This window comes from Arthrobacter sp. BE255 (assembly GCF_031457335.1).
Lineage (GTDB): Bacteria > Actinomycetota > Actinomycetes > Actinomycetales > Micrococcaceae > Arthrobacter.
The window spans coordinates 33,955-55,081 of record NZ_JAVDWK010000004.1; the positions used below are offsets into that span (position 1 = coordinate 33,955).

The 21,127-nt window shown below is 64.5% G+C and carries 18 protein-coding genes and 1 pseudogene; 6 read left to right on the forward strand and 13 right to left on the reverse strand.

The features are described from left to right. Positions 1-161: 161 nt before the first annotated feature. The 7 genes from J2X42_RS08890 to J2X42_RS08920 form a co-directional block, all read right to left on the reverse strand. Positions 162-374 (reverse strand): hypothetical protein, encoded by a 213-nt coding sequence (locus J2X42_RS08890; protein ID WP_310164359.1) that lies wholly within the window; start codon positions 372-374, stop codon positions 162-164. 14 nt (positions 375-388) lie between these two features. Continuing rightward, positions 389-1,864 carry a Re/Si-specific NAD(P)(+) transhydrogenase subunit beta gene (gene pntB, locus J2X42_RS08895; RefSeq protein WP_396134051.1) on the reverse strand — a complete coding sequence of 492 codons (1,476 nt, stop codon included), beginning with the start codon at positions 1,862-1,864 and terminating at the stop codon, positions 389-391. Beyond that, complete coding sequence (locus tag J2X42_RS08900) at positions 1,861-3,429, reverse strand: Re/Si-specific NAD(P)(+) transhydrogenase subunit alpha (RefSeq protein ID WP_310164360.1); 1,569 nt, start codon at positions 3,427-3,429, stop codon at positions 1,861-1,863. Before J2X42_RS08900 ends, pntB begins: the two co-directional genes overlap by 4 nt. Positions 3,430-3,533: 104 nt before the next feature. After that, positions 3,534-4,661 (reverse strand): cytochrome b/b6 domain-containing protein, encoded by a 1,128-nt coding sequence (locus J2X42_RS08905; RefSeq protein ID WP_310164361.1) that lies wholly within the window; start codon positions 4,659-4,661, stop codon positions 3,534-3,536. 561 nt (positions 4,662-5,222) lie between these two features. Continuing rightward, the gene (locus J2X42_RS08910) at positions 5,223-6,206 is read right to left on the reverse strand and encodes an electron transfer flavoprotein subunit alpha/FixB family protein (protein WP_310164363.1); all 984 of its coding nucleotides are present in this window, start codon (positions 6,204-6,206) and stop codon (positions 5,223-5,225) included. Positions 6,207-6,217: 11 nt separating this feature from the next. Continuing rightward, positions 6,218-6,994 carry an electron transfer flavoprotein subunit beta/FixA family protein gene (locus J2X42_RS08915; protein WP_310164364.1) on the reverse strand — a complete coding sequence of 259 codons (777 nt, stop codon included), beginning with the start codon at positions 6,992-6,994 and terminating at the stop codon, positions 6,218-6,220. Between the two features lie 171 nt (positions 6,995-7,165). Next, complete coding sequence (locus J2X42_RS08920) at positions 7,166-8,959, reverse strand: acyl-CoA dehydrogenase (protein ID WP_310164365.1); 1,794 nt, start codon at positions 8,957-8,959, stop codon at positions 7,166-7,168. 212 nt (positions 8,960-9,171) lie between these two features. On the opposite strand from J2X42_RS08920, the gene J2X42_RS08925 reads away from it, so the two are divergent. The 4 genes and pseudogenes from J2X42_RS08925 (at position 9,172) to J2X42_RS08940 (ending at position 12,643) form a co-directional block, all read left to right on the forward strand. Next, positions 9,172-9,834 carry a TetR/AcrR family transcriptional regulator gene (locus tag J2X42_RS08925; RefSeq protein ID WP_310164366.1) on the forward strand — a complete coding sequence of 221 codons (663 nt, stop codon included), beginning with the start codon at positions 9,172-9,174 and terminating at the stop codon, positions 9,832-9,834. Positions 9,835-10,154: 320 nt separating this feature from the next. Next, on the forward strand, positions 10,155-11,213 hold the full coding sequence (locus J2X42_RS08930; protein WP_310164367.1) for an MBL fold metallo-hydrolase: 1,059 nt from the start codon (positions 10,155-10,157) through the stop codon (positions 11,211-11,213). A 54-nt stretch (positions 11,214-11,267) separates the two neighbouring features. After that, positions 11,268-11,447: pseudogene (locus J2X42_RS08935) on the forward strand (IS1380 family transposase); the annotation flags it as partial. Between the two features lie 365 nt (positions 11,448-11,812). Beyond that, positions 11,813-12,643: a redoxin domain-containing protein gene (locus tag J2X42_RS08940; RefSeq protein ID WP_310164368.1), complete on the forward strand. Its 831-nt coding sequence runs from the start codon at positions 11,813-11,815 to the stop codon at positions 12,641-12,643. Between the two features lie 1,208 nt (positions 12,644-13,851). Here J2X42_RS08940 and panD read toward each other — a convergent pair. Together panD and J2X42_RS08950 are read right to left on the reverse strand one after the other, a co-directional pair. Continuing rightward, positions 13,852-14,277 carry an aspartate 1-decarboxylase gene (gene panD / locus J2X42_RS08945; RefSeq protein ID WP_310164369.1) on the reverse strand — a complete coding sequence of 142 codons (426 nt, stop codon included), beginning with the start codon at positions 14,275-14,277 and terminating at the stop codon, positions 13,852-13,854. Between the two features lie 172 nt (positions 14,278-14,449). Beyond that, the gene (locus tag J2X42_RS08950; protein ID WP_310164370.1) at positions 14,450-15,475 is read right to left on the reverse strand and encodes a helix-turn-helix transcriptional regulator; all 1,026 of its coding nucleotides are present in this window, start codon (positions 15,473-15,475) and stop codon (positions 14,450-14,452) included. A 281-nt stretch (positions 15,476-15,756) separates the two neighbouring features. Between J2X42_RS08950 and J2X42_RS08955 the strand changes: the two genes are divergently transcribed. Together J2X42_RS08955 and J2X42_RS08960 are read left to right on the forward strand one after the other, a co-directional pair. Further along, a complete protein-coding gene (locus J2X42_RS08955) occupies positions 15,757-15,987 on the forward strand; it encodes a hypothetical protein (RefSeq protein ID WP_310164371.1) in 231 nt (76 codons plus the stop codon). Between the two features lie 549 nt (positions 15,988-16,536). Then, complete coding sequence (locus J2X42_RS08960; RefSeq protein WP_310164373.1) at positions 16,537-16,962, forward strand: GIY-YIG nuclease family protein; 426 nt, start codon at positions 16,537-16,539, stop codon at positions 16,960-16,962. An 863-nt stretch (positions 16,963-17,825) separates the two neighbouring features. Here J2X42_RS08960 and J2X42_RS08965 read toward each other — a convergent pair. From J2X42_RS08965 to J2X42_RS08980, 4 genes are all read right to left on the reverse strand, one after another. Then, complete coding sequence (locus tag J2X42_RS08965; RefSeq protein ID WP_310164374.1) at positions 17,826-18,662, reverse strand: amino acid ABC transporter permease; 837 nt, start codon at positions 18,660-18,662, stop codon at positions 17,826-17,828. Next, positions 18,659-19,306 (reverse strand): amino acid ABC transporter permease, encoded by a 648-nt coding sequence (locus J2X42_RS08970; protein ID WP_310164375.1) that lies wholly within the window; start codon positions 19,304-19,306, stop codon positions 18,659-18,661. The genes J2X42_RS08965 and J2X42_RS08970 overlap by 4 nt, the downstream gene beginning before the upstream one ends. 72 nt (positions 19,307-19,378) lie before the next feature. After that, positions 19,379-20,263 carry a glutamate ABC transporter substrate-binding protein gene (locus J2X42_RS08975; RefSeq protein WP_310164376.1) on the reverse strand — a complete coding sequence of 295 codons (885 nt, stop codon included), beginning with the start codon at positions 20,261-20,263 and terminating at the stop codon, positions 19,379-19,381. Positions 20,264-20,320: 57 nt separating this feature from the next. Continuing rightward, positions 20,321-21,103 carry an amino acid ABC transporter ATP-binding protein gene (locus J2X42_RS08980; RefSeq protein ID WP_310164805.1) on the reverse strand — a complete coding sequence of 261 codons (783 nt, stop codon included), beginning with the start codon at positions 21,101-21,103 and terminating at the stop codon, positions 20,321-20,323. Positions 21,104-21,127: the final 24 nt, after the last annotated feature.

The window sequence follows — 21,127 nt, forward strand, 5'->3', positions numbered from 1 at the left end:
ATCAAAGGTTTTAAGTTGCGGTGGAGCACCAATAGCGTTGCGTTAGGTATGATCCGGCTGACCTTCCGGTGCTCCACCGCAAATCGAGGCCCTATTCAAGCGCGCCGCCTTCGTCACGCTGCAGAGCTGGGAATTACCGGGCGTCGGGTTTTCACGTGACATCAGTCCTTGTGCTGCTCCAACAGCTCGTGCCGGTGGTGGAGCAGGAACTCATGGCGGTAGTGGAGACCGACCCAGGGGGATGCGGCAAGGTCGTCGATGTTGACGGTTTGCCGGGGTGCGGATGCTTTCTCCGTGAGGGGAGCCCGCTCCGGCCCGCCCGACGGCAATGCCTTCTGACTGGTGTCATCGGGAAGAACCCGGCGTCTGGGCATGGTCTCTTCTCTCGTTAGAACGCTTTGAGGATGTCTTCGACGCGGGTTTTGGCGTCGCCGAAGAGCATTTGGGAGTTGTCGCGGTAGAACAGCGGGTTCTGGACTCCTGCGTAGCCGGCTGCCATGGAGCGTTTGAACACGATGACGTTTTCGGCTTCCCAAACCCGCAGGACGGGCATCCCGGCGATGGGGCTGCCCGGATCCTCGGCCGCTGAGGGGTTGACAGTATCGTTCGCGCCGATGACCAGGACGACGGAGGTGTCGCCGAGGTCGTCGTTGATTTCGTCCATTTCCAGGACGATGTCATACGGGACCTTGGCTTCGGCCAAAAGCACGTTCATGTGCCCGGGCAGGCGCCCGGCGACCGGGTGGATGCCGAACCTGACATTAACGCCCTTCTCGCGGAGCTGGTGGGCGAGTTCGGCCACGGGGTACTGGGCCTGCGCGACGGCCATGCCGTAGCCGGGGGTGATGACCACGGACGAGGCGTTCGCCAGCATTTCCGCGGTTGCTTCGGCCGTGATTTCGCGGTGCTCGCCCTGGTCCGCGTCGCCGCCGGTGGTCGGGGCGGCGATGCCGAAGCCGCCGGCGATCACGGAGATGAAGGACCGGTTCATGGCCTTGCACATGATGTAGGACAGGTAGGCACCGGAGGAGCCGACCAGGGCGCCGGTGATGATCAGGAGATCATTATTAAGCAAGAAACCTGCTGCGGCGGCGGCCCAGCCGGAGTAGCTGTTGAGCATGGACACGACGACGGGCATGTCGCCGCCGCCGATGGAGGCCACGAGGTGCCAGCCCAGCCCGAGGGCAAGGATGGTGACGACGATCAGGAGCCAGAGCTGGGAGTCGTTGACGTACCAGACGGTCAGGGCCACGAACGCGGCGAGGGCGCCAAGGTTGAGCGCGTTCTTGCCCGGCAGCATCAGGGGTGTGGATTTCATCCGGGCCGAAAGCTTCAGGAACGCCACGATAGAGCCGGTAAAAGTCACCGCGCCGATGAAGACGCCAATGAACACCTCGGCGTGGTGGACCGCCATCAGGTCCAAAGACAACGTCGGCGCTTCGAGGTGGCCGTTCCAGCCGACCAGTACGGCGGCGAGCCCAACGAAGCTGTGCAGCAGGGCGATGAGTTCGGGCATCCCGGTCATTTCCACGACCCGGGCGCGCCAGAGCCCGATCGCACCGCCGACCAGCACCGCGGCCACGAGCAGACCCAGTCCGGTCAGTCCGTGGCCTGTGCCCCAGGCGTCCTGGAGGGTCAGCCAGATCGTGGCCGCGAGGGCGATGACCATGCCGGTGATGCCGTAGACGACGCCGGCGCGGGCGTTTTCGTGCTTGCTGAGCCCGGCAAGGCTGAGGATGAACAGCAGGGCCGCGACGATGTACGCGGCCCCGGCGATGGAGTCGGCGGTCAACGGACCGGAGACGGTGTCAGACACGGTAAGGCTCCTCAAGAAAGTTCCGGTTGCTTCGGTGACGGCGCTCATTTACGGGCCCCGTCTCCACGGGAGAACATGGCGAGCATGCGGCGGGTGACGGCGAAGCCGCCGAAGATGTTAATGCTGGCCAGCAGCACCGCGACCGCGGCAAGGACCTGCATCACGATGTTGTCCGAGGTGACCTGCAGCAGGGCCCCGACGACGATGATCCCGGAGATCGCGTTGGTGACGGACATCAGCGGGGTGTGCAGGGCGTGGTGGACTTTCCCGATGACGTAGAACCCGACGACGACGGATAGCATCAGCACCGTGAAGTGCTGGGGCAGAGGCGCCGGGGCAACCGCGTTGACCAGAAACAATGCCGCGATGCCCGCGGCAAACAGCCCGGCCTTACCGGCAGGACTGAGGCCCGTCTTCTTCTTTGCTTCCTTGTCGGCGGAGCGTTCCCCGGCACGCGTCGCGCCCATTTGGGCCGCGGGTGCGGCGGAGACCTGGACCGGGGGCGGGGGCCAGGTCTTCTCACCGTCCCGGACCACCGTCACCGAGCGCTGCACGACGTCGTCGAAGTCAATCCTGAGCTGGCCGTCCTTGTCCGGGGTGAGCAGCTTGAGCAGGTTCAGCAGGTTCGTCCCGTACAGCTGGGACGCCTGCGCCGGCAACCTCGCCGGCAGATCGGTATAGCCCATGATCACCACACCGTTATCCGTCACGATGCGTTCCCCGGCGACCGAGCCTTCCACGTTCCCGCCCTGCCCGGCGGCCATGTCCACGATCACGCTGCCGGACTTCATGCCGGCGACGTCCTCGGCCGTGAGCAGCTTCGGTGCCGGACGCCCCGGAATCAGGGCCGTGGTGATGATGATGTCCACATCCGCAGCCTGCTCCGTGTAGATCTCCGCCGCGCGGACGTTATACGCCTCCGAGGTGGCCTTCGCATACCCGTCAGAGGACTTCATCTCCTCCCCGACCTCGACCTTGAGGTAGGTCCCGCCAATGGACTTGACCTGATCGGCCACCTCAGGCCGCGGGTCCGTGGCCCGGACAATCGCGCCCAGGCTGGATGCGGCACCGATCGCCGCCAATCCGGCCACCCCGGCGCCGGCGACCAGGACCTTCGCCGGCGGGACCTTGCCCGCCGCCGTCACCTGGCCCGTGAAGAACCTGCCGAACTCGTGCGCTGCTTCAATGACAGCCCGGTACCCGGCAATGTTCGCCATCGAACTGAGCACATCCATCGACTGCGCCCGCGAAATCCGCGGCACAGCATCCAACGCCAACGCGGTGATCGGCCGGGCGGCCAGGACCTCCACCAGCTCCGGCCGCAGCCCCGGGCTCAGCGATCCGATCAAGGTAGCACCCTCAGCCAGGCGGTCGATCTCCTCCTCAGTGGGCGGATTGACCCGCAGCACCACTTCGGCGCCCCACGCCTCATCCGCGCCTACAATCAGGGCACCCGCCGCAGCGTAGGCCTCGTCCTTGAAGGAAGCAGCCTCCCCGGCGCCTTTCTCAACAACGACGTCGTAACCTAAACCCAACAACTGATTCACGGTGACAGGCGTCGCCGCCACCCTCGTTTCGCGACCTAACTCGGCCACGATGCCAATACGTGTCACATTCACTCTCTTTCTTCAGCAACCGGCCGGGGACAGAGTTCAGCTACCGCGGCCGGATATCGTTTATTCTTTTCTAGTAGCGCATTATGGTCTTACATTGACGATCAGCGTCCCGTGACCTTGCCGGAGAGCTTCGCGATCGGGGCGAGTAGCAGTGGCCGGGCCGCGATCCAGCCACCGACGATGATGAGCAGAGAGACGAAGAAGATCCAGAATCCGGCCCAGTTGACCACTTCTGTACCGGCGTACATGTGGTTCAGGTTCCGTAGCGCGCCGGTCGCGAACACCAGTGCGACATGCACAGTGATGAATGCCGTGAAGTACAGCATCACGGGGAAGTGGACCGCTCGGGCCCACTCGACGGGGTAGGCCCTGTTGAGTGTCTTCGTGTTCTTCGGCCACAGCTCCGACATCCGCACCCCCGTGATGGCCGCCAGCGGCGCGGCGAGGAAAACCGTGAGGAGGTACATGAGCTGCTGCAGGCTGTTGTAGTTCACCCAGCCGTTCTCGGTCGGCCAGTCCAACGACATGTACTGCAGCAGGGCCGAGAACGCGTTGGGGAAAACGTCCCAGCTTGTCGGCACGATCCGCATCCAGTGCCCTGTGACGAAGAGCAGCACGACGAAGACGACGCCGTTGACCAGCCATAGGAAGTCAAGTGCCTGGTGAAACCATAGCGCCAGGCTGATTTTGCCCTTCCCGTTCTTTGACCACTTCGGCGTCCAGAACGCGCCTGGCCGTTTCTCGTTGCGCACGTGCAGCCCCGAGCGGATGATCAGCACCATCAGGAACACGTTGAAGAAATGCTGCCACTGCACCCATGCCGGGAACCCTGGGGTCGCCTCCCCCGGCAGGTGGTATTCGCCGGGATAGGCGGTAAGGAAGTCTTGCATGAACGGAAGGTTCCGGAACCATACCGCGGCGGCCACCACGACCGTAGCGGCCCCCAGCACGGCGAACCCGCCGATGACGGCGAATCCCAGCAGCTGCTTGCGGGTGTAGGCGCCAAACCGTCCGGGCTCCCGTGCGGGCACGGTCGTCGATGCGGAGCGGGCCTGAGCCGGCAGGGACGCCGGCGTGGTTGGGCGAGCACGCGTGGTGGGGCGTACCGGCTGGGTGCGCACAGGCTGTGCGGCAGCATCGATGACTGTGGGAGTGGGAACGGATGCCGCTTCGGCGGGTGCGGTTTCATCCTTTGCCGACGGCGCCGTTCCCCCGGATTCGGTAGCCATGGTTCCGGGTGCCGTCCCCGCACCCGCGAACGGCCCGGCCCCCTTCGCGCGCGGCAGGCCGCGACGGAGCGGACGATCAGATGTTGCGGCAGCCGTAGCAGCTCCGGCCGGCCCTGCGGGAGCGGCAGAAGTCGTCACGGCGGCGGGAACCTGCCGGGCCCTGTCCGGCGTGGCGGCCGGAGTGGACGTAGCCGCGTGCGGCCCCGCAGCGGGGACGGATGCGGGCACGTCCACCGCGCCGGCAGGCGGCCACGGTTTACCGCCCGAAACCCGCGGCAGCCCACGGCGGATTGGCCGGCTGCCCCCGGCGGGAGCGGCAGCTGCAACAGGCCCCGCCCCATCCGGTTCCGCCTCCTTGGAGCCCGTCGCCCTCTCCCGGGTTAGCGACGACGCGGTCGCTGCTGCATGGGCCGGCACCACCAAGGAATGCCCGGGTGCCCCCGCGTCACCGTCGGGTGCAGCCGCCGTGAGCGGCGCATCTCCGGCGGGTGGCCAGGCTTCACCGCCGGGGATGCGCGGGAGGCCCCGGCGTACTGCCCGCTCATACGTCGCCATCGCCCGCTACACCTTCTTCGCGTCGAGGGCAGCGATCAGCTGCGGCACAACGGTGAACAGGTCGCCGACGATACCGAAGTCCGCGATCTCGAAGATCGCGGCATCGGCGTCCTTGTTGATCGCGACAATGGTCTTGGCCGTCTGCATGCCCGCACGGTGCTGGATCGCCCCGGAAATCCCGAGCGCCACATACAGCTGCGGGGTCACGGAAACGCCGGTCTGCCCGACCTGATGCGACTGGGGGATATACCCGGCGTCGACCGCAGCGCGTGAGGCACCGACCGCCGCGCCGAGGGCGTCTGCGAGCTGCTCGACGAGGACGAACTTTTCCGCGGAACCCAGGCCCCGCCCGCCGGAGACGACCTTCGCCGCTCCGCGCAGCTCGGGACGGCTCGATGCCTCGAGGACCTCGTCGAAGGACACGATGGATGCCGCGGGCTTGCCCGATACGGTCACCGGCAGTGTCTCGACGACGGGCACGCGCGCCTCGGCGCGCGCGTCGATGGAGCCCTGCCGCACCGTAATCACCGGCGCACCCCAGGTCACTGCGGAGTGGACGTTGTACGCACCGCCATAGACCGAATGGTGGGCGACGATGCCTTCTGCATCCCGGGAGACGCCGACCGCGTCGACCGCCAGGCCGGATCGGGTGCGTGCGGCAAACACGCCCGCGACGTCCCGGCCCGCGATCGAGTTCGAGATCAGCACCGCGTCGGGGTGCACGGCGTCTGCGGCGGCAATCAGCGCATCGACTTCCGGCTGTGTCAGGACGCCCGCATCAGCCGTCTCGGCAACGACCACGTTCGCGGCGCCCAGCGCGCCGGCGGCATCCGCCGCGGCGGCACCTGCGCCCGCGGCGGTCACCACCAGTGCGACCGGAGTGCCGACCTGGGCGGCGGCGCCGAGCAGGCCCGCCGCGCTGCCCGCGAGTCCGCCGGAGGGCGTGAGCTCGACAAGGACAAGGATGGAATCCGCTTCATATTCGGCCATGATTGTGCTCCTCACACCAGGCGGTTCTGCAGGAGAAAGTCGGCAAGTTTGTCGCCGGCATCGCCCTCGTCAATTATTTTCAGGCCCGCGCCGCGGGCCGGCTTCTCGGAGACCGTAGTCACGATCGACCGCGCGTACTCTGTGGAATCCGCATCGACTCCCACGTCGGCGAGCGAAAGAGTCTCGAACGGTTTTTTCTTCGCCGCCATGATCCCCTTGAAGTTCGGCAACCGCGCATCCGGCAAAGCCTCCGTGATCGACACCACGGCAGGCATCGCCGCGCTCACCTGCATCGTGCCGTCCTCCGTCACGCGAACACCGGTCACCTTTTCTGCAGCGATTTCGATCGATGTCAGCGACGTCGCGTGCGGCACACCGAGCAATTCCGAGACCATCGCTGCCAGCACCCCGCCCGTCCCATCCGTGGACAGGTTGCCCGCGATCACGAGGTCGAACCCGGTGCGCCGGATCGCGGCGGCGAGCACCTCTGCAGTCAGCCCAAGGTCCGCCCCGCTCAGGCCCTCGTCGGCCACCTGCACCGCCGATGTCGCACCCATAGTGAGGCCCTTGCGCAATGTCGCTGTGGCGCTCTCCGGCGCCATCGACAGCACAACCACCTCGGTGTTCGCGTTCTTGTCAGCGAACGAGAGCGCGACCTCGAGGGAACGTTCTCCGATCTCGTCGAGCACTACCTCGCCCGCCGCGCGGTCCGCGAGCCCCGTATCGAGATCGAGCTTGCGGTCCCCGTACGTGTCGGGGACTTCCTTCACCAGCACGATAATCTTCATTGACATCTCCTTATGTCGCCTCGTTGCTCCCAAAATGTGCCGCCATCGGCGTCCGTGATTGTCGCTGCGGCGGATAACGCGCACAGGCGGTCGGGATTGCCCTGGCCGAGCGCTAGGGCGCCATACCGCGTAGCCCGGCCTGCGCGGCGGCTGTCTGAGTGCTCGCTGGCCTCACAGAATCGAATCGTCAAGTTCAACCAGAGTCTGATCACGGGCCTCGAGCAGGTCGAGAGCGGTGCGGATGCGCGGGAGAATGTCTGTGAAGTAGTAGCTCGCCGTCAACCGTTTTCCTCGGTAGAAGTCGTCGTCGCGGTCACCACATGCGATCACCTGTTCCAGCCAGAGCCAGCCGACGACGACGTCACCTAGCGCCTCGAGATAGCTGCTGGCCGACACTAGCGCGGCTGTGGGTTCCCCGTCTGCCCACAGCAACGCGGTGATCTCCTCGATTCTGGCCGCTGCGGCCGTCAGCGTTCTGGCGGGGCCGGCGAACTCGTCGGAATCGGCTACTTGGGCCGCTGTGGCCCGGATCGCTTCGAGCAGCAGCGCCAATCCTGTTCCGCCGTGGATGCGCACTTTCCGGCCGAGCAGATCAAGCGCCTGGATGCCGTGGGTGCCCTCATGGATGGGGTTCAGGCGGTTGTCGCGGTAGAACTGTTCCAAGGGGTAATCGCGGGTGTACCCATATCCTCCGTGGATCTGAATGGCTAAGTCATTCGCGGCCAGACACCATTGGGACGGCCAGCTTTTCACGATCGGGGTGAGCACATCCAGCAGGATCGTGGCGCGATCGCGATCCGCGGCGGTTTCGCCGGTCTCGCTTTCATCGAGCAACCGTGCTGCGTAGAGCACGAGTGCCATGGCCCCTTCGACGTATGCCTTGGACGTGAGCAGCATTCGGCGCACGTCGGCATGCCGAATGATCGGCACTGGTGACGACTCCGGAGCCCTGGCGTCGGCGGGACGGCCCTGTGAGCGTGTCCGTGCGTAGTCCACCGCATGCAGAAAGCTCGTATAACCGAGCGCGGCGGCCCCCGCGCCGACCGCGATGCGCGCTTCGTTCATCATCTGGAACATGTAGGCAAGACCGCGATTCTCCTCACCGATGAGCGTGCCGATCGCCCCCGCTTGCCCCCGAGGCCGGTAGCGGCCGCCACCGAAGTCGAGCACCGTGTTGGTCGTTCCGCGGTACCCCATCTTGTGGTTGAGACCTGCCAGTGCCACGTCGTTTCGCTCGCCGATGGAGCCGTCCGGTTCGACAAGGTACTTGGGCACTGCGTACAGCGACAGGCCCCTGATGCCTTGAGGCGCGTCCACAGCGCGCGCCAGCACGAGGTGAACAATGTTTTCGCTCATCTCGTGGTCCCCGCCGGAGATCCACATTTTGCCTCCGAACAGCCGAAAGGTGCCGTCGGGCTGCAGTTCGGCCCTCACGGCGATGTCTGCAAGCGACGATCCCGCATCCGGTTCAGAGAGGCACATGGTCCCGAAGAAGCGACCTTCGATCATCGGAGTGGCATAGCGCTCGACATCGCGTTCCGTCCCGAATGCGAGCAGAACCCGCGTCGCGGCGGCTGTCAACATCGGGTAGGCCGACGTGGCGATGTTCGCGGCCTGGAACCAGGCAAAGCACGCTCGGTCGACCACATGCGGCAATTGGGTGCCACCTACCTCCTCGTCCATCGCGCCGGAGAGCAGGCCCGACTTGTTGAACGCCCGCAGCGCCTCACCCACCTCGGGGATCACGTGCGCGCGCTCACCGTCGAACTGGGGCTCGTTGGCGTCGCTCAGGGCGTTGTGCGATGCGAACGTCTCTTCGGCGAGCTCTGCGGAAAGGTCGAGCACCGCGTCGAACGTGTCGCGCGAGTGATCCGTGAATCGTGGGCGAGCCGAAAGTTCATCGGCCTTAAGCCACTCGAAGAGCAGGAAGTCGAGGTCGCGCCGGGACAGGATTCTAGATGCCATGATCAAACCTCCAGGGGAGCAATGTAGCGGATGAGTACGTCGGCGACGCACACCGACGAGCGTCGCCGTCGCGTTCTACTCGTGGTTTTACGGGCGTCATATTTGCTCCTTTGCAAGATCCCAAAAAGTGAAAGCTACATCACTTTTACGAAAATGATAGCCTATAAATGATGTTCCGCAACAGCGGTCACGGATAACCGGAGAGGGCAGGTATGGAGGAGCACGAGGTCGACCCGCAAAGCGCCGCGTCAGCGATGCCGAAACGCGAACTGCCGCGGACCGCGAAAGGGCGGCGAACCCGCCACGCCATTCTCGAAGCGGCCCGTGTGTGTTTCGGCGAGACCGGCTACACGGGCACTCGAATTCAGGACATTACGGAGAGAGCGGGACTGTCACTGGGCGCCTTCTACCGCTACTTCGACAGCCGGCGTGAGGTGCTGCTGGCCATCCTTGCCGAATTCTTCGACTCACTTTACAAATCTTCCCGCTCACCCTGGCGGGCTGACGACCCGGGTCATTCGGTGCGGGAGACCACTCTCCTGTACCTCGAGGGGTATTCCATGAATGCGGATCTCTACCGTCTCGCCTACGAGACCTTCCTGACCGACCCCGACGTCAACCGCATCATGGATGACGCCCGGCACATGTTCTACCGCCGTATCGAACGGAGCCTCCGGCGCGGCCAAGCGGCCGGCCAAGTACGGGAGGAAGTGGACTGCGCCCTCTCGGCCGCGCTCCTCGGTGGGATGGCCGAGCAGTATGCGTTCTCCGCGTTCGTAGTCAGAAGTTCCGGCGTTTCCGTCAATCTCGAAAAGGTCGCAGACGAGATAAGCGCGCTGTGGATTGGCGGAGTCGCCATCGACGGCCCAAATTGAACCCAGGGTGAAGCCTCGAATCCCGGGGCAGGTCCCCGGCGCCGAGCACACCGTCTAAAGGGTCTTGGCCAGACAGCCTCCGGATTTGGACAGAAGTGATCAACTCACAAAATGGCCGACACTAGAGAAGGAAGAGATTGACTCATGAGGTTCCAAGATACTGGTCGTGCCAGCATGCGCCGCACGGACCAGTCGCAGTCCTTTGTTGGCGAGATCGTCGAGGTCCGGCTGGATGGAGGGTTGCATCACCGGGGGGTAGTTAATGAACCGATTGCAGCCGAAACCCTTAAACGGATCCCGGCCCGGGCAGGCGATGCGGCGTGAACTCTCCAAGTCTGGAACCAATTACCCTCACAGGTCACGCCCAAAAGGAAGCGTGGCAGAACAAGGTACTGCCGCCCGTTGAACAAATCGGCACGGAGGTGTGGTCCATCCCCGTCCCATTCCCTGGCAATCCCATGCGCTACACCCTCAGCTACCTGCTCCTGGGCGACGGCGACGCCGTCCTGATCGATCCGGGCTGGGACACTGACGCCGGTCTGGACCATCTGACCGCTGGCCTGCGGCAAGCCGGCCTCGGGCTCACCGATCTGACGGGAATCGTCGCCACCCATTTCCACCCGGACCATCTGGGCATGGCTGCTCGCCTGCGGATGGCATCAGGGGCATGGGTTGCCCTCGGGGACCAGGAAGTGCGCCGGCGCACTGCCTCAGACGACCATGACCTTGTCCTGCGCATCGACCGCGAGGAGTTGACGTTGTGGGGGGTTCCGGCGGACAGGCTGGCCGAGGTGGCCATGGACCTCCCCGGCCTCATCCATCTGCATAACCTCGCGGATCCGGACCTGCGGCTCACCGACGGCGCCCTGGTGCCCGCCAAGGGGCTGGACCTGCGAGTGGTCCACACTCCCGGCCACTCACCGGGGCATATCTGCCTGGTCGATGAGCCCCGCGGCCTGATATTCAGCGGTGACCACGTACTGCCGCGCATCTCCCCGCATATAGCCCTGGACCTGCCGGGGCCGGCCAACCCGCTGGCGGAGTACTACGCGTCGCTGGAGTTGATCGCGTTCGAGGATGAGATGGAGGTCTGCCCGGCGCACGAGTACCGTTTCACCGGGATGCAGCGCCGGGTCGCACAGCTATTGGAACACAACCGCCAACGCTCCGTCGAGGTCCTCCAGGTCCTGGAGGACCACCGGCCTGCAACCATATGGGACATCGCGCAGCACCTGACGTGGTCCCGCGGTTGGAAGTCCCTGCAGGCCTTTTCACTGCGCCTGGCAGTCTCTGAAACAGCAAGCCATATAGCGTACTTGCGGGCGCAGGGCCACGACATCGACGTGCCGGTAACAGATCCACGTCCTGCCGTTCGGTGACGCAACTTACCGAGACGGAACGGGAGACCGCTGATCGACGGCAGCGCCGGGGAATACACGCTCGTTGACGTGGACGACACGATTATCGAGGTCCACGGCTATAAAAGCAGCGCTCCGGCTACGGCTACTCCGGGTGCGGGGGTCTGAGCGCACTGCTGGCCACCGTCTGCACGAAGGACACGTCCGGTCAGCCTCGCCCAACGGCTGGGCAAGGGCTCGGCCGGTTCACGTCGACGCAGTAGAAGCTGTAGTGGTGGTTGACCAGTATGTCCGGTCTCGCTTGGCGACTACCCGCCGAGCCCACGGACTCGCCTGGCTGCCTGCTCACAGGCGGTGGCGCACCCGTACCGGGGCGCGGCGCAATCGTCCTATGAGCCGCCAGTCGGGCATTGGTAGGTTGTGTGTCCGAGGTCATGCCACCTGCAGCGGACCACTCCAAGAGGATCGGAAGATTGGTCAACATGATGCCCGCGGCCGAGGCCTGGGAGCGGTTCCGCACGACGTCGGCAGGAGGCCCAACTGGAACGCGACTGGCGAGAGCGCCCCAGTTGTGCCCCGGGACCTCTTCCATCTCCGGGCGCCCCATGTAAGGAGAACCCTTGAGCACAGCTAGCACGACCCATGACGAGGGTGCCCGTTACCGCATAGACCGGCCGACCTTCTCGGTCATCATGCGCGATATGTGGATTCCCAAGGACGACCTGGGACCTGGAGACAAGATTCCCCACATCGACCTGCCCACGACCGAGGGAGGGCGGTTCAGCAGCGACAGCATCGCCGCGGACGGCCGCCCCGTCCTGCTCGTCTTCGGTTCACTAACCTGCCCGGCCACCGAGAGCGCGGGGCGGCGGCTGCCCGACCTGCACCGCACATACGGTGACGCGGTCCGGTTCGTAGCGGTGAACGTACGAGAGGCGCACCCTGGCGCGAACATTCCGCAGCCACGCGTGATCGAGGAGAAGATGCGCAACGCGCGCTCTCTCGAGAGCCACCACGGCTTCGCCTTCGAGGTCGCCGTCGACGACATCGACGGCACGGTGCACCGCGCGTTCGGCACCCGCCCCAGCTCGGCGTACCTCATCGACCCCTCGGGCACCATCGTGTTCCGGGCACACTGGTCGAACATCCTGGAGCCGCTCGAGGAGGCGCTGCGTGCCGTCGTCGCGGGTCGGGCACCCTCGCGGGCGAAGGTGGGGCAGACGATACGCGCCATCACCCGGATAGCGGCGTATTCGGATGCCCCGCTCGACGCCGCCGGGCGCGGGGCCATGCGCGACTTCTGGCTATCCGCACCACCGGCCGCAGTGCTGATCGCGCTGTCCAGGCTCTTCCGCTTTCTGCCGAGCGAACGGCGCGCCGCGCCGGCCGTCGTGGCCATGCTTGCGCTCTGCGCTGCGGCTGCCGCCGGAATATGGCTGCTGCTGCCGTGAGCACGATCTTCCATTGAACGCGCACGCCATGTTAGGTGACGTTGCCATGAACTTCGCTTCTCTGCCCTACCGTCGCGCCGAATCGAGCCCGGATGGGCCTCGTCACCTGCTCCTCCGCGCCGGCCGGGCCTCACGCCATCTGATAGACCGCGAGCTGTTTACCTGGTGGAACGAAGAGCAACAGTGGCGAAGGACGCGGGGTAAGAAGCCCGGGACATGCCGGACTACCTCGACCGGAATGCTTGCGCTACCAATTTCGGCCCCGGCACGGGTCCGCTTCGACAGGTTGCCCACCAGGTCGAACGGAAGGGCTGACTACTCCACCGCCCGTGCCGTTGTGTATCAGATCAATTCAGCCGTTCCGTCGGCCGCATGACAACGAGCCCGAGGGGATCGACGACCGACGCCGCGACTGGACAATACAAGTGCCGAACTCGTCGCCGCGCGGCACCCACTCCTCCGAACGCCACGGCATCGAGTCCCGGGCCTCGGGGATGATCCGGTTTACGAGGATGTGGAGGGTGTTCTGGTCGACATTCGCTCCGCGTGTATCGATGAACTGTTCACGGACCCGGGGCTGGTGAGCAAGTCGGCCAGCGTGACGGTTTCGGGATAAGTGAGAACCGTCGTCCCCCTGCAACGTTCGCCGAAGTCGCGAACCTCGCATCGGGGGTGCGCGACAGGGACAAGGTGCTGGGCCACGGCGACATGGACAACGGCATGTGGTGGGCTGGCCACGCGCAGGGGCGTTCTCGACGTGGAACTCCACCTCGTAGCCACAGTCCTCGACCACGCTTGAGCACCCTATTGACCACAGTGAAGTAGCCCTCCATAAGATCCTCGACCGTCATTCCCATGGTTCCCGCGACCTGGTCGTTGACGGGTCGCCCGTCGTCTTCTGCACCACCGGCGATGTGGACGACCTCAATCTGGACGAACTGGTCCCGCGGCTCACCGCCGACGTAGAACGAGTCCTTATTGACCTCGCGGAACAGCCTCGCGGCGCGGCGGCTGGTCGCCGATACGCTGGCCAGCCTCAACCGCACCATGGCGGGGGCCGCCACACGGTGCTGCTGCCCTCCACAGGGAACACCACCCGCAGCGGGGCGGGCAAAGATGTGGATTCATCGACATGTGTTTTGTTTCCCGGGCCACCGGCATGCGCAGGGTGTCCTGGAATCCTTGTCCTTCTAGTACTGGGCACCGAACTAGTGCTGGGCACCGAAAAGGGCAAACGGGGGCCGCAGGAGACCGGGATTGATACTCTCGGCGGGGTCGTTGCCGAGTTGGACCATGCGGTTGTTCTGGTCGACATGGACTATCAGCGGCTCGTAGGTTTGGGACTCTTCGGTGCTCATTTGGGCGTAAGTAATGAGGATGACCGTGTCGTGTTCGTGCACAAGATGCGCGGCTGGGCCGTTGATGCCGATTACGCCGGAACCCCGTTCGCCGGCGATAGTGTATGTCTCCAGTCGCGCGCCGTTAGTCACGTCGACGATCGCCACGAGTTCGCCGGGCAGGATGTCGGCGGCTTCGAGCAGGTCCAGGTCAACGGTGACTGAACCTACGTAATGCAGGTCTGCGTGCGTAACGGTGGCACGGTGGATTTTGGACTTGAACATTGATCGCTTCATATGACTATTTCCTGGCTCCACGTTCAGGGAGTTGCAGCGTACAGAGCAGAAGTCGTCAGACGGTAAGCCGGTGCGCCTCCAAGCTGCCGAGGTTCAACCCACACCTCACAGTCTTCGGCCTTCGCTATTAGGGCCCACGAGCAGCGACGCGCGTCGCTCGTCCGCCAGGCAGTCACGACGCCTCCCCCACCGTCGACGCCGCGAGCACGCTGTGGTCGAAGGCCGACCGGATCTCTCCACCCGTGTCGCTGGCGTAGTTCTCGCGGTACTCGCCGGCCGAGAGGCCGAAGACCTCGCGGAACTCCCGGCCGAGGTGGCTCGCGTCATAGTAGTTCCAGCGGTGCGCGATCCTGGCGATCGTCAGGTTGGTGTTGAGCAGGTCCTGCCGCACTGCGGCGAGCCTCTGCGCGCGGACCACCGACTTCATGGTGTCGCCGGTCAACGCGAAGGCCCGGTGGATGGTACGGGTCGAGACCCGGTGCTCGGCCGCCAGCTCCTCCAGGCGGACGGGGCCATCCTTCAGTCGTTCGGCGATGGAACGATCGAGCTGCGCCCGCAGTGCCGGCAGAGCAGACTGTTCGTTCACGCCGACTCCGTCCGATCGGACGATACCCGCGATCAGGGCGATCAACGCCGTCCGCGCCGCCTCCCGTTCAGCGGCGGCCATGTCGGGCAGTCCGGTCCACACCTGGTCCAGGAAGGTGTGAAAGATGTTGACCAAGGGGCGATCTGGTCCCAGGGCGAGAGACTGGGGAATTCTCAGACCGCTACCGGCGGCCATGAGGGCGGGACGAGGAAGGACGAGTGTGCGCTTGCGCATCCTGTGAGGCACGCTAAAGCTGCCGCGGCCCGAGGCGCCGCCACTCATGATGAGAAGGGTCCCCCGATCGACCACGGTGTCGTTCCAGGCGGACGACAAGCGCTCCTCCCCGCCGTATCCGGCGAGTACGAAGATCACGTCCTGGTCGGACACGGCTTGCAACGAGCTGCGCTGCACGTACCCGTCCATGGGTGGACAGTCCCAGTCAGTCAGCACCAGGTCGGCCAGGTCGGCCGACTGCACCCCGCCGGCACCGCAGTCGTCTCGGGAGAGCCGGATCCCCATGGGACTCAGCCGCTCGCGCATGGCCCTCTCCCACATGTCCTCGCGCTCGTCCAGCTGCTGGCCGGGGGTCTGGTCGGCGGTGTGCAGCGTCATTACTGTCATAGCCACTCTCTGCTCCTGTGTCGCCCGCGCCAGCCGCCACGGAGTTCGCGTCTACCGTCCACCGAAGGGCGGGCATGCCGTCTTTGGCACGTCTGGGCCAACACCGATTCACTCATAATTGAAACCGACCTCAACCTCAATGTCAACACTCTTCCCGGAGGTATTGCAATGAGGCAACAGGTGCCTTTCATCCCCCGTCCGTCGTCCGGCCGGCGCCGGAACGGGAGTGCGCGAGACAGCGCGCACCCTTCTGACGAGAGAGATTGCCCAGTATGCAAGAAGAAGAAGAACGGCTGGCCAACGCGATCACCGACATCTGGGGGATCTCGATCGAGGAATCGTTGTGGTCGTACCTCGTGCTGGACAATCAGGTCCGCAAGCCGTACGTCGCGGACCTTGGCTACCAAGTGGAGTTACACGTGGAAACCGCGCCATTCGTGACATGGCAGATCGCCGGACCCCGCCGCCGGAGTCCGAGGCCGAGAAGCGCTGGTTGTGGGTAACTTGCGGAGTAGCTTTTGAACGAATAGCTCACCGAAAGGGAAGGAGCGTTCCCCGGACCACTCGGCGGCAAGCTGTCCCCCGAACCTAGTCGACCCGCTGGAGATTGCCGGCCCTCAGCTTCCGAAGTTGAAGAACAGCGCCGGCAGGAGCAGCTGGCGGCTGAACGCCTACCGGGCTGCCGGTCACGACTGCCCCCAGGGCCTACGCTAAGACGCACGCCCGAGATGCAGGCGGGTGGGACTACGCGAAGGCTGTGCATGATCGACGACATCACCGGTGACCTGAGACTAGGCCACCTATTCCAGGCTGCCGGGCTTGCTCCGGATGATGTGGTTGTTATCCGGCACACGCTCAATCCTGGTGGTTTGAAACTCCGGCTGACGCCTTGGGCCGAATCTTTTGCCCTATACGCGCGAACAGGGGCACAACAACAAGATCGGGAAAACGCCGCCCAGGATCTGGCTGAACTTTCAGGCCACCAGCGGACGGCGGGCCCGGTTTATCACCGCCTTCGAGAACCACGGCGAGGTGGCAGGACAGCCAGCCCCATGGCGGTGGTCGAGATTGCCGATCCGCAGACCCAGCCTTTCCCCGGCTTCGACTCGCTCCTCATCAGCTACGACGAACTCCAGGCCGTGATCGCTGATGACCGCTACAGCCAATGGCGGACAGCCCTCAGCTCAGTGCAGGGCATCTACCTCATCGCGGACACCAAGAACGGCAAGCTGTATGTCGGCAAGGCCGACGGTGCCGAGCGCTTCCTGGGCCGATGGAGCGACTATGCCAGGAACGGCCACGGCGGCAATGTCGCCCTCCGCGAACTGGCCGGCGCCGACGCCAGCCATGCACGGCACTTCCAGTTCAGCATCCTGCGGGTCTTCTCCCCCAGCGCTCCCGCCGCTCAGGTGGACACCGCCGAAACCCACTTCAAGAAGGCACTGCTTTCGCGCCAGACAGGGCACAACCGGAATTAGCGTCCAACTTTGCCCGCCGCCGCTCCCAGGCGACGCCGGCCGGGAGCCGGAGGTCTGCGCCGTGAATCCCAGTTTGGTGGGCCCGCCCCTGCGGCGATGACGGTGCGGGTTGCTGAGTGTGAAGATAGGTCCGCGGGAAGCGGCGGTGAGGGTGTAGGCGGCCGTCTTGTTGATGCTGCAGCCGGTGAAGGCGGCGACGCGGTCAACCGCGGGGGTGGCGGCGGAGCAGTTCAGCGCCTGATGACCAGGCGTATTAGGTGTCCAGTTGGACGCGTCCACAAAAGCCCCAGTCCCTATGCGGGACGACACCTCCCGGCCGGGAGTGCGGCCACCATAGCGGGGACCGCGAATAATGCAGCCATGACGCCGAGCATGAACGCGTCGGCTCCGGCGGCTATGCCTGCGTACCCGGTCATCAGCCTGGAACCCGCCCAAGCTGCCTGCATGAGCATTAATTAGGTGGATAACCCGAAGGACCACGGAACGGCAGACACTCGGGTCCCCTAACTGGGTCTGTCGAACAGACGGAATGCGGCGGTCTGTTTCGCTTTGGGTCGGACGGGCTACTTGTTGCTTATTAGCTGTGGGTCATGTCCGGTTCAGCGCCCGGGTTGTTCGCTGCAGCCGGATGTCGTCGCTGATGTGAAAGAGACGTCGGCTGCGAAGGCTGCCTCCCGTGACCCAGATGGTCTGCCCGTCGGTGCTGCGGGCGTCGATGAGGCCTTGGATTAGGACCCCTCTTTGATCCAGGACGCGGATTCCGTCGCCTAGGCTCAGCTGCGTCCACTGAGCCACATCGATATTGCCGGGCGGAACCTGGGGCGGGCCGCAAGGGGCCGGCTCCCTCTCCGTGTTCGCGGACGTCATTCGGGCTTGACTTCGGGTGCCGCTTTGGCCGCTGTTTTGGTTTTGGTCCGTCGCTCTATCCTTCTGGCCGCCCATGACAGGGCCAGATTGGTGATGAGATAGAAGAGGGCGATGGCAGTGTAAACGGGGATGGCGTATTTGCCTCCGAGGTATTCCACCGCGATGCGTCCGCTGCGGAGGAGTTCCTCGTATCCGATGATGAAGCCGAGGGAGGTTTCCTTCAGCAGGGTGACGAGCTGTGCCACGAGGGACGGCAGCACGATGCGGATTCCCTGCGGAATGAGAATCAGCCGGAGGGTGGCTATCCGGGACAGACCGATGGCGTACCCGGCTTCGGCCTGTCCCTTGGGAAGTGATTGGATTCCGGCGCGGATGATCTCACCGATGACTGCGCTGTTGAACAGGGAGATGCTGATGACCAGTGCCCAGAAGGTTGAGACATGGATTCCGAAAGAGGACGGGCCGAGGAATACGAAGAAGATGAGCAGTAGTAGGGGGAGTCCGCGGAACACTTCAACCCAGGCCCGGGAGATGCTCCTGACCGAGCGGCGGTGGGAGAGCCGGCCCACGGCCAGGACAACACCGCCGGCGAGGGAGAACACCAGGGAAGTCAGGGCCACCTGGAGGGTGGCTACAAGTCCCTTGACCAGGAGGGTCTGCAGGTCGTGTTTAGCCAGGACGCCCCATAGCTGGGGGGAGAGCTGGCCGTTGGTGCCGAGCTTGAACAGGACCACGGCGAGTATCCCGGCCAGGAAGAGCACTCCGGCCACGGTGCCGTAGGCGGTGCGGCGGCGGGCCACCGGTCCTGCAACGTCATAAAGAACTGTAGTCATCGCGAAACGGCCACCTTTCGTTCGATGTGGCCGGCGACGATGCCGGCGGTAATGGTGATGGACAGGTAGAGGATGGCGGTGGTGAGCAGGATGGGGATGACGGCGCTGGCATCGGAGTTAATGACCCGCTCCATCACGTTCAACAGCTCGGCGACACCGAAGGCGCTGGCGACGGCGGAGGCTTTGACCAGAGCGATGAAGACGTTGATCAGCGGCGGGATGACGCTTCGCCATGCTTGGGGCAGGATGACGTGGACCAGGGACTTGTTGAATGTCATGCCGACCGAGCGGGCTGCTTCGGCCTGGCCCGGGGCGACGGCGTTGATACCGGACCGGATGGCTTCGCAGAAGAACGCCGCGTAGTACACGCTCAGGGCAGTGACGGCAGCGGCGAAGAAGTCCATTCGCACGTCAATTTGCGGCAGGGCGAACAGGGTGAAGAAGAAGATGACGGTCGCGGGCACGTTGCGGACCACTTCGACGTAGCCGGTGGCGGCGGTGCGCAGGATCGGCACCGGGGATACCCGGAGGGTGGCCAGGACGGCCCCCAGGAGCACGGCGGCAAGAGAGGATACGCCTACGAGCGCAAGGGTCATGAGGAACCCGGACCAGAAAATCCCCAGGTTGTTGATGATGGTTAACATCGGTGTCCTTCAACAGGTGGATAGGTTCCGTGTCAGCGGGCCGGGGGACCGGCGCGCTGACAGGGAGGAGGATCAGGAGCAGCTGGCCAGGGCGGGAAGCTTTTGTTCTTTGGACGCGCCCAGGTAAGTGGTCCAGGCGTTCTTGTAGGATCCGTCGCTGCTGAATTCGGTCAGGGACTTGTTCAGGAACTCGCAGAACTGCGTGTTGCTCTTTTTGATACCGATTCCCCAGTACTCCGGGTCCCCGAGGTCCGCGCCGAGCATTTCCAGGTTTTCCTCGTCCTCGGCTACATAGCCCGCTCCAATCGGTCCCTGCGTGGACAGAGCATCGACCTGTCCGTTTTTTAGGGCTTCAATGCATTTGGAGGAGACATCAAATTCGACGAGCTTGACGTCGGGGTACTGCTTGCGGATGAACGCTGAGACGGCGCCTCCGGCGGTGGAGCAGACGGTGGTTCCCGCCGGGGTAACCGGGTCTTTGATTCCCTTGGGATTGCCCTTGGCGATGAGCAGATCATAGGGGACTTCGGCGTAGGGCCCGGCGAAATCAATGACCTGCTTACGCTTGTCATTGATGGACAGCGTTGAGACCACGATGTCCACCTTGTCCTGCTGGAGGAACTGTTCGCGGTTGGCGGAGTTGGTTTCGGTCCATTCCACCTGCTCCGGCTTGAGGCCAAGCTTCCCTGCGATGTAGTTCACCATGGCCACCTCGAAGCCCTCCTGGGTGCCGGAAAGGTTTTTTTGCGAAAGGCCCGGGTGGTCAAACCTACCGCCTACCCGCAGTTTGCCGTCTTTGACGGCCTGGTCCATGGTGGTGCCGGCAGGGAACGAGACGTTCTGGGCCACGGGCGCGGCGCTGGCGCCCGGTCCGGCTTCGGTTGCTCCGCAGCCGGTGGCGAGCAGGGCGATCGCGGCGGCCGCACTGGCGGCTGTAATAAAGCGGTGCTGATGCATTTTAGGGATTCCTCTGGTGAGTTGAAGTGGGGTGGAGCCGTCCGGCTGGCCCAAGGGTTAGTGGGCGATGATTTTGGAGAGAAAATCGCGGGCCCGTTCTGATTCCGGGCGGGAGAAGAAGGCATCCGGTGCGGCTTCCTCAACGATGCGGCCGGAGTCCATGAAGATGACCCGGTTGGCGGCGGAGCGTGCGAACCCCATTTCGTGGGTTACGACGACCATGGTCATGCCGCTGGCGGCCAGCTCTTTCATGACCTCAAGGACTTCGTTGACCATCTCCGGGTCCAGGGCGGAGGTCGGTTCATCGAAGAGCAGGACTTTGGGTTCCATGGCCAGTGCCCGGGCGATGGCGGCGCGCTGCTGCTGTCCGCCGGAGAGCTGGGCGGGGAGTTTGTCGGCCTGGCTGCCGACGCCGACGCGTTCGAGGAGTTGGCGGCCCTTGCGTTCGGCTTCTGCTTTGTTCGTGCCGCGGACCTTGATCGGGCCCAGAGTTACGTTTTCGAGGATGGTTTTGTGTGCGAAGAGGTTGAAGGACTGGAAGACCATGCCGACGTCGGAGCGGAGTTTGGCCAGGTCTTTGCCTTCGCTCGGCAGCGGCTGTCCGGCGAGGGAGATGGTGCCGGTGTCGATCGGTTCCAGCCGGTTGATGGTGCGGCACAGTGTTGATTTGCCTGAGCCTGAGGGGCCGATGACGACGACGACTTCGCCGGCGTGTATTTTCAGGTCGATGTCTTTGAGAACGTGAAGGTCCCCATAGTGCTTGTTGACGTTGTCCATGACCACCAGGGCGTGTCTGCCGCCGGTGGTGTCTGTTGGGACCGCCTGCGCGCGTACGCTCATGTCAGTGCTCCGTTTTCTGGTGGT

What these genes read in the sequence shown, in the direction of transcription:
- J2X42_RS08890 (WP_310164359.1), bottom strand. Translation starts at nt 374, where the DNA reads ATGCCCAGACGCCGGGTTCTTCCCGATGACACCAGTCAGAAGGCATTG.
- J2X42_RS08975 (WP_310164376.1), bottom strand. Translation starts at nt 20,263, where the DNA reads ATGCATCAGCACCGCTTTATTACAGCCGCCAGTGCGGCCGCCGCGATC.
- J2X42_RS08960 (WP_310164373.1), top strand. Translation starts at nt 16,537, where the DNA reads ATGGCGGTGGTCGAGATTGCCGATCCGCAGACCCAGCCTTTCCCCGGC.
- J2X42_RS08980 (WP_310164805.1), bottom strand. Translation starts at nt 21,103, where the DNA reads ATGAGCGTACGCGCGCAGGCGGTCCCAACAGACACCACCGGCGGCAGA.
- J2X42_RS08915 (WP_310164364.1), bottom strand. Translation starts at nt 6,994, where the DNA reads ATGAAGATTATCGTGCTGGTGAAGGAAGTCCCCGACACGTACGGGGAC.
- pntB (WP_396134051.1), bottom strand. Translation starts at nt 1,864, where the DNA reads ATGAGCGCCGTCACCGAAGCAACCGGAACTTTCTTGAGGAGCCTTACC.
- J2X42_RS08910 (WP_310164363.1), bottom strand. Translation starts at nt 6,206, where the DNA reads ATGGCCGAATATGAAGCGGATTCCATCCTTGTCCTTGTCGAGCTCACG.
- J2X42_RS08920 (WP_310164365.1), bottom strand. Translation starts at nt 8,959, where the DNA reads ATGGCATCTAGAATCCTGTCCCGGCGCGACCTCGACTTCCTGCTCTTC.
- J2X42_RS08970 (WP_310164375.1), bottom strand. Translation starts at nt 19,306, where the DNA reads ATGTTAACCATCATCAACAACCTGGGGATTTTCTGGTCCGGGTTCCTC.
- J2X42_RS08905 (WP_310164361.1), bottom strand. Translation starts at nt 4,661, where the DNA reads ATGGCTACCGAATCCGGGGGAACGGCGCCGTCGGCAAAGGATGAAACC.
- J2X42_RS08955 (WP_310164371.1), top strand. Translation starts at nt 15,757, where the DNA reads ATGCAAGAAGAAGAAGAACGGCTGGCCAACGCGATCACCGACATCTGG.
- panD (WP_310164369.1), bottom strand. Translation starts at nt 14,277, where the DNA reads ATGAAGCGATCAATGTTCAAGTCCAAAATCCACCGTGCCACCGTTACG.
- J2X42_RS08925 (WP_310164366.1), top strand. Translation starts at nt 9,172, where the DNA reads ATGGAGGAGCACGAGGTCGACCCGCAAAGCGCCGCGTCAGCGATGCCG.
- J2X42_RS08965 (WP_310164374.1), bottom strand. Translation starts at nt 18,662, where the DNA reads ATGACTACAGTTCTTTATGACGTTGCAGGACCGGTGGCCCGCCGCCGC.
- J2X42_RS08950 (WP_310164370.1), bottom strand. Translation starts at nt 15,475, where the DNA reads ATGACGCTGCACACCGCCGACCAGACCCCCGGCCAGCAGCTGGACGAG.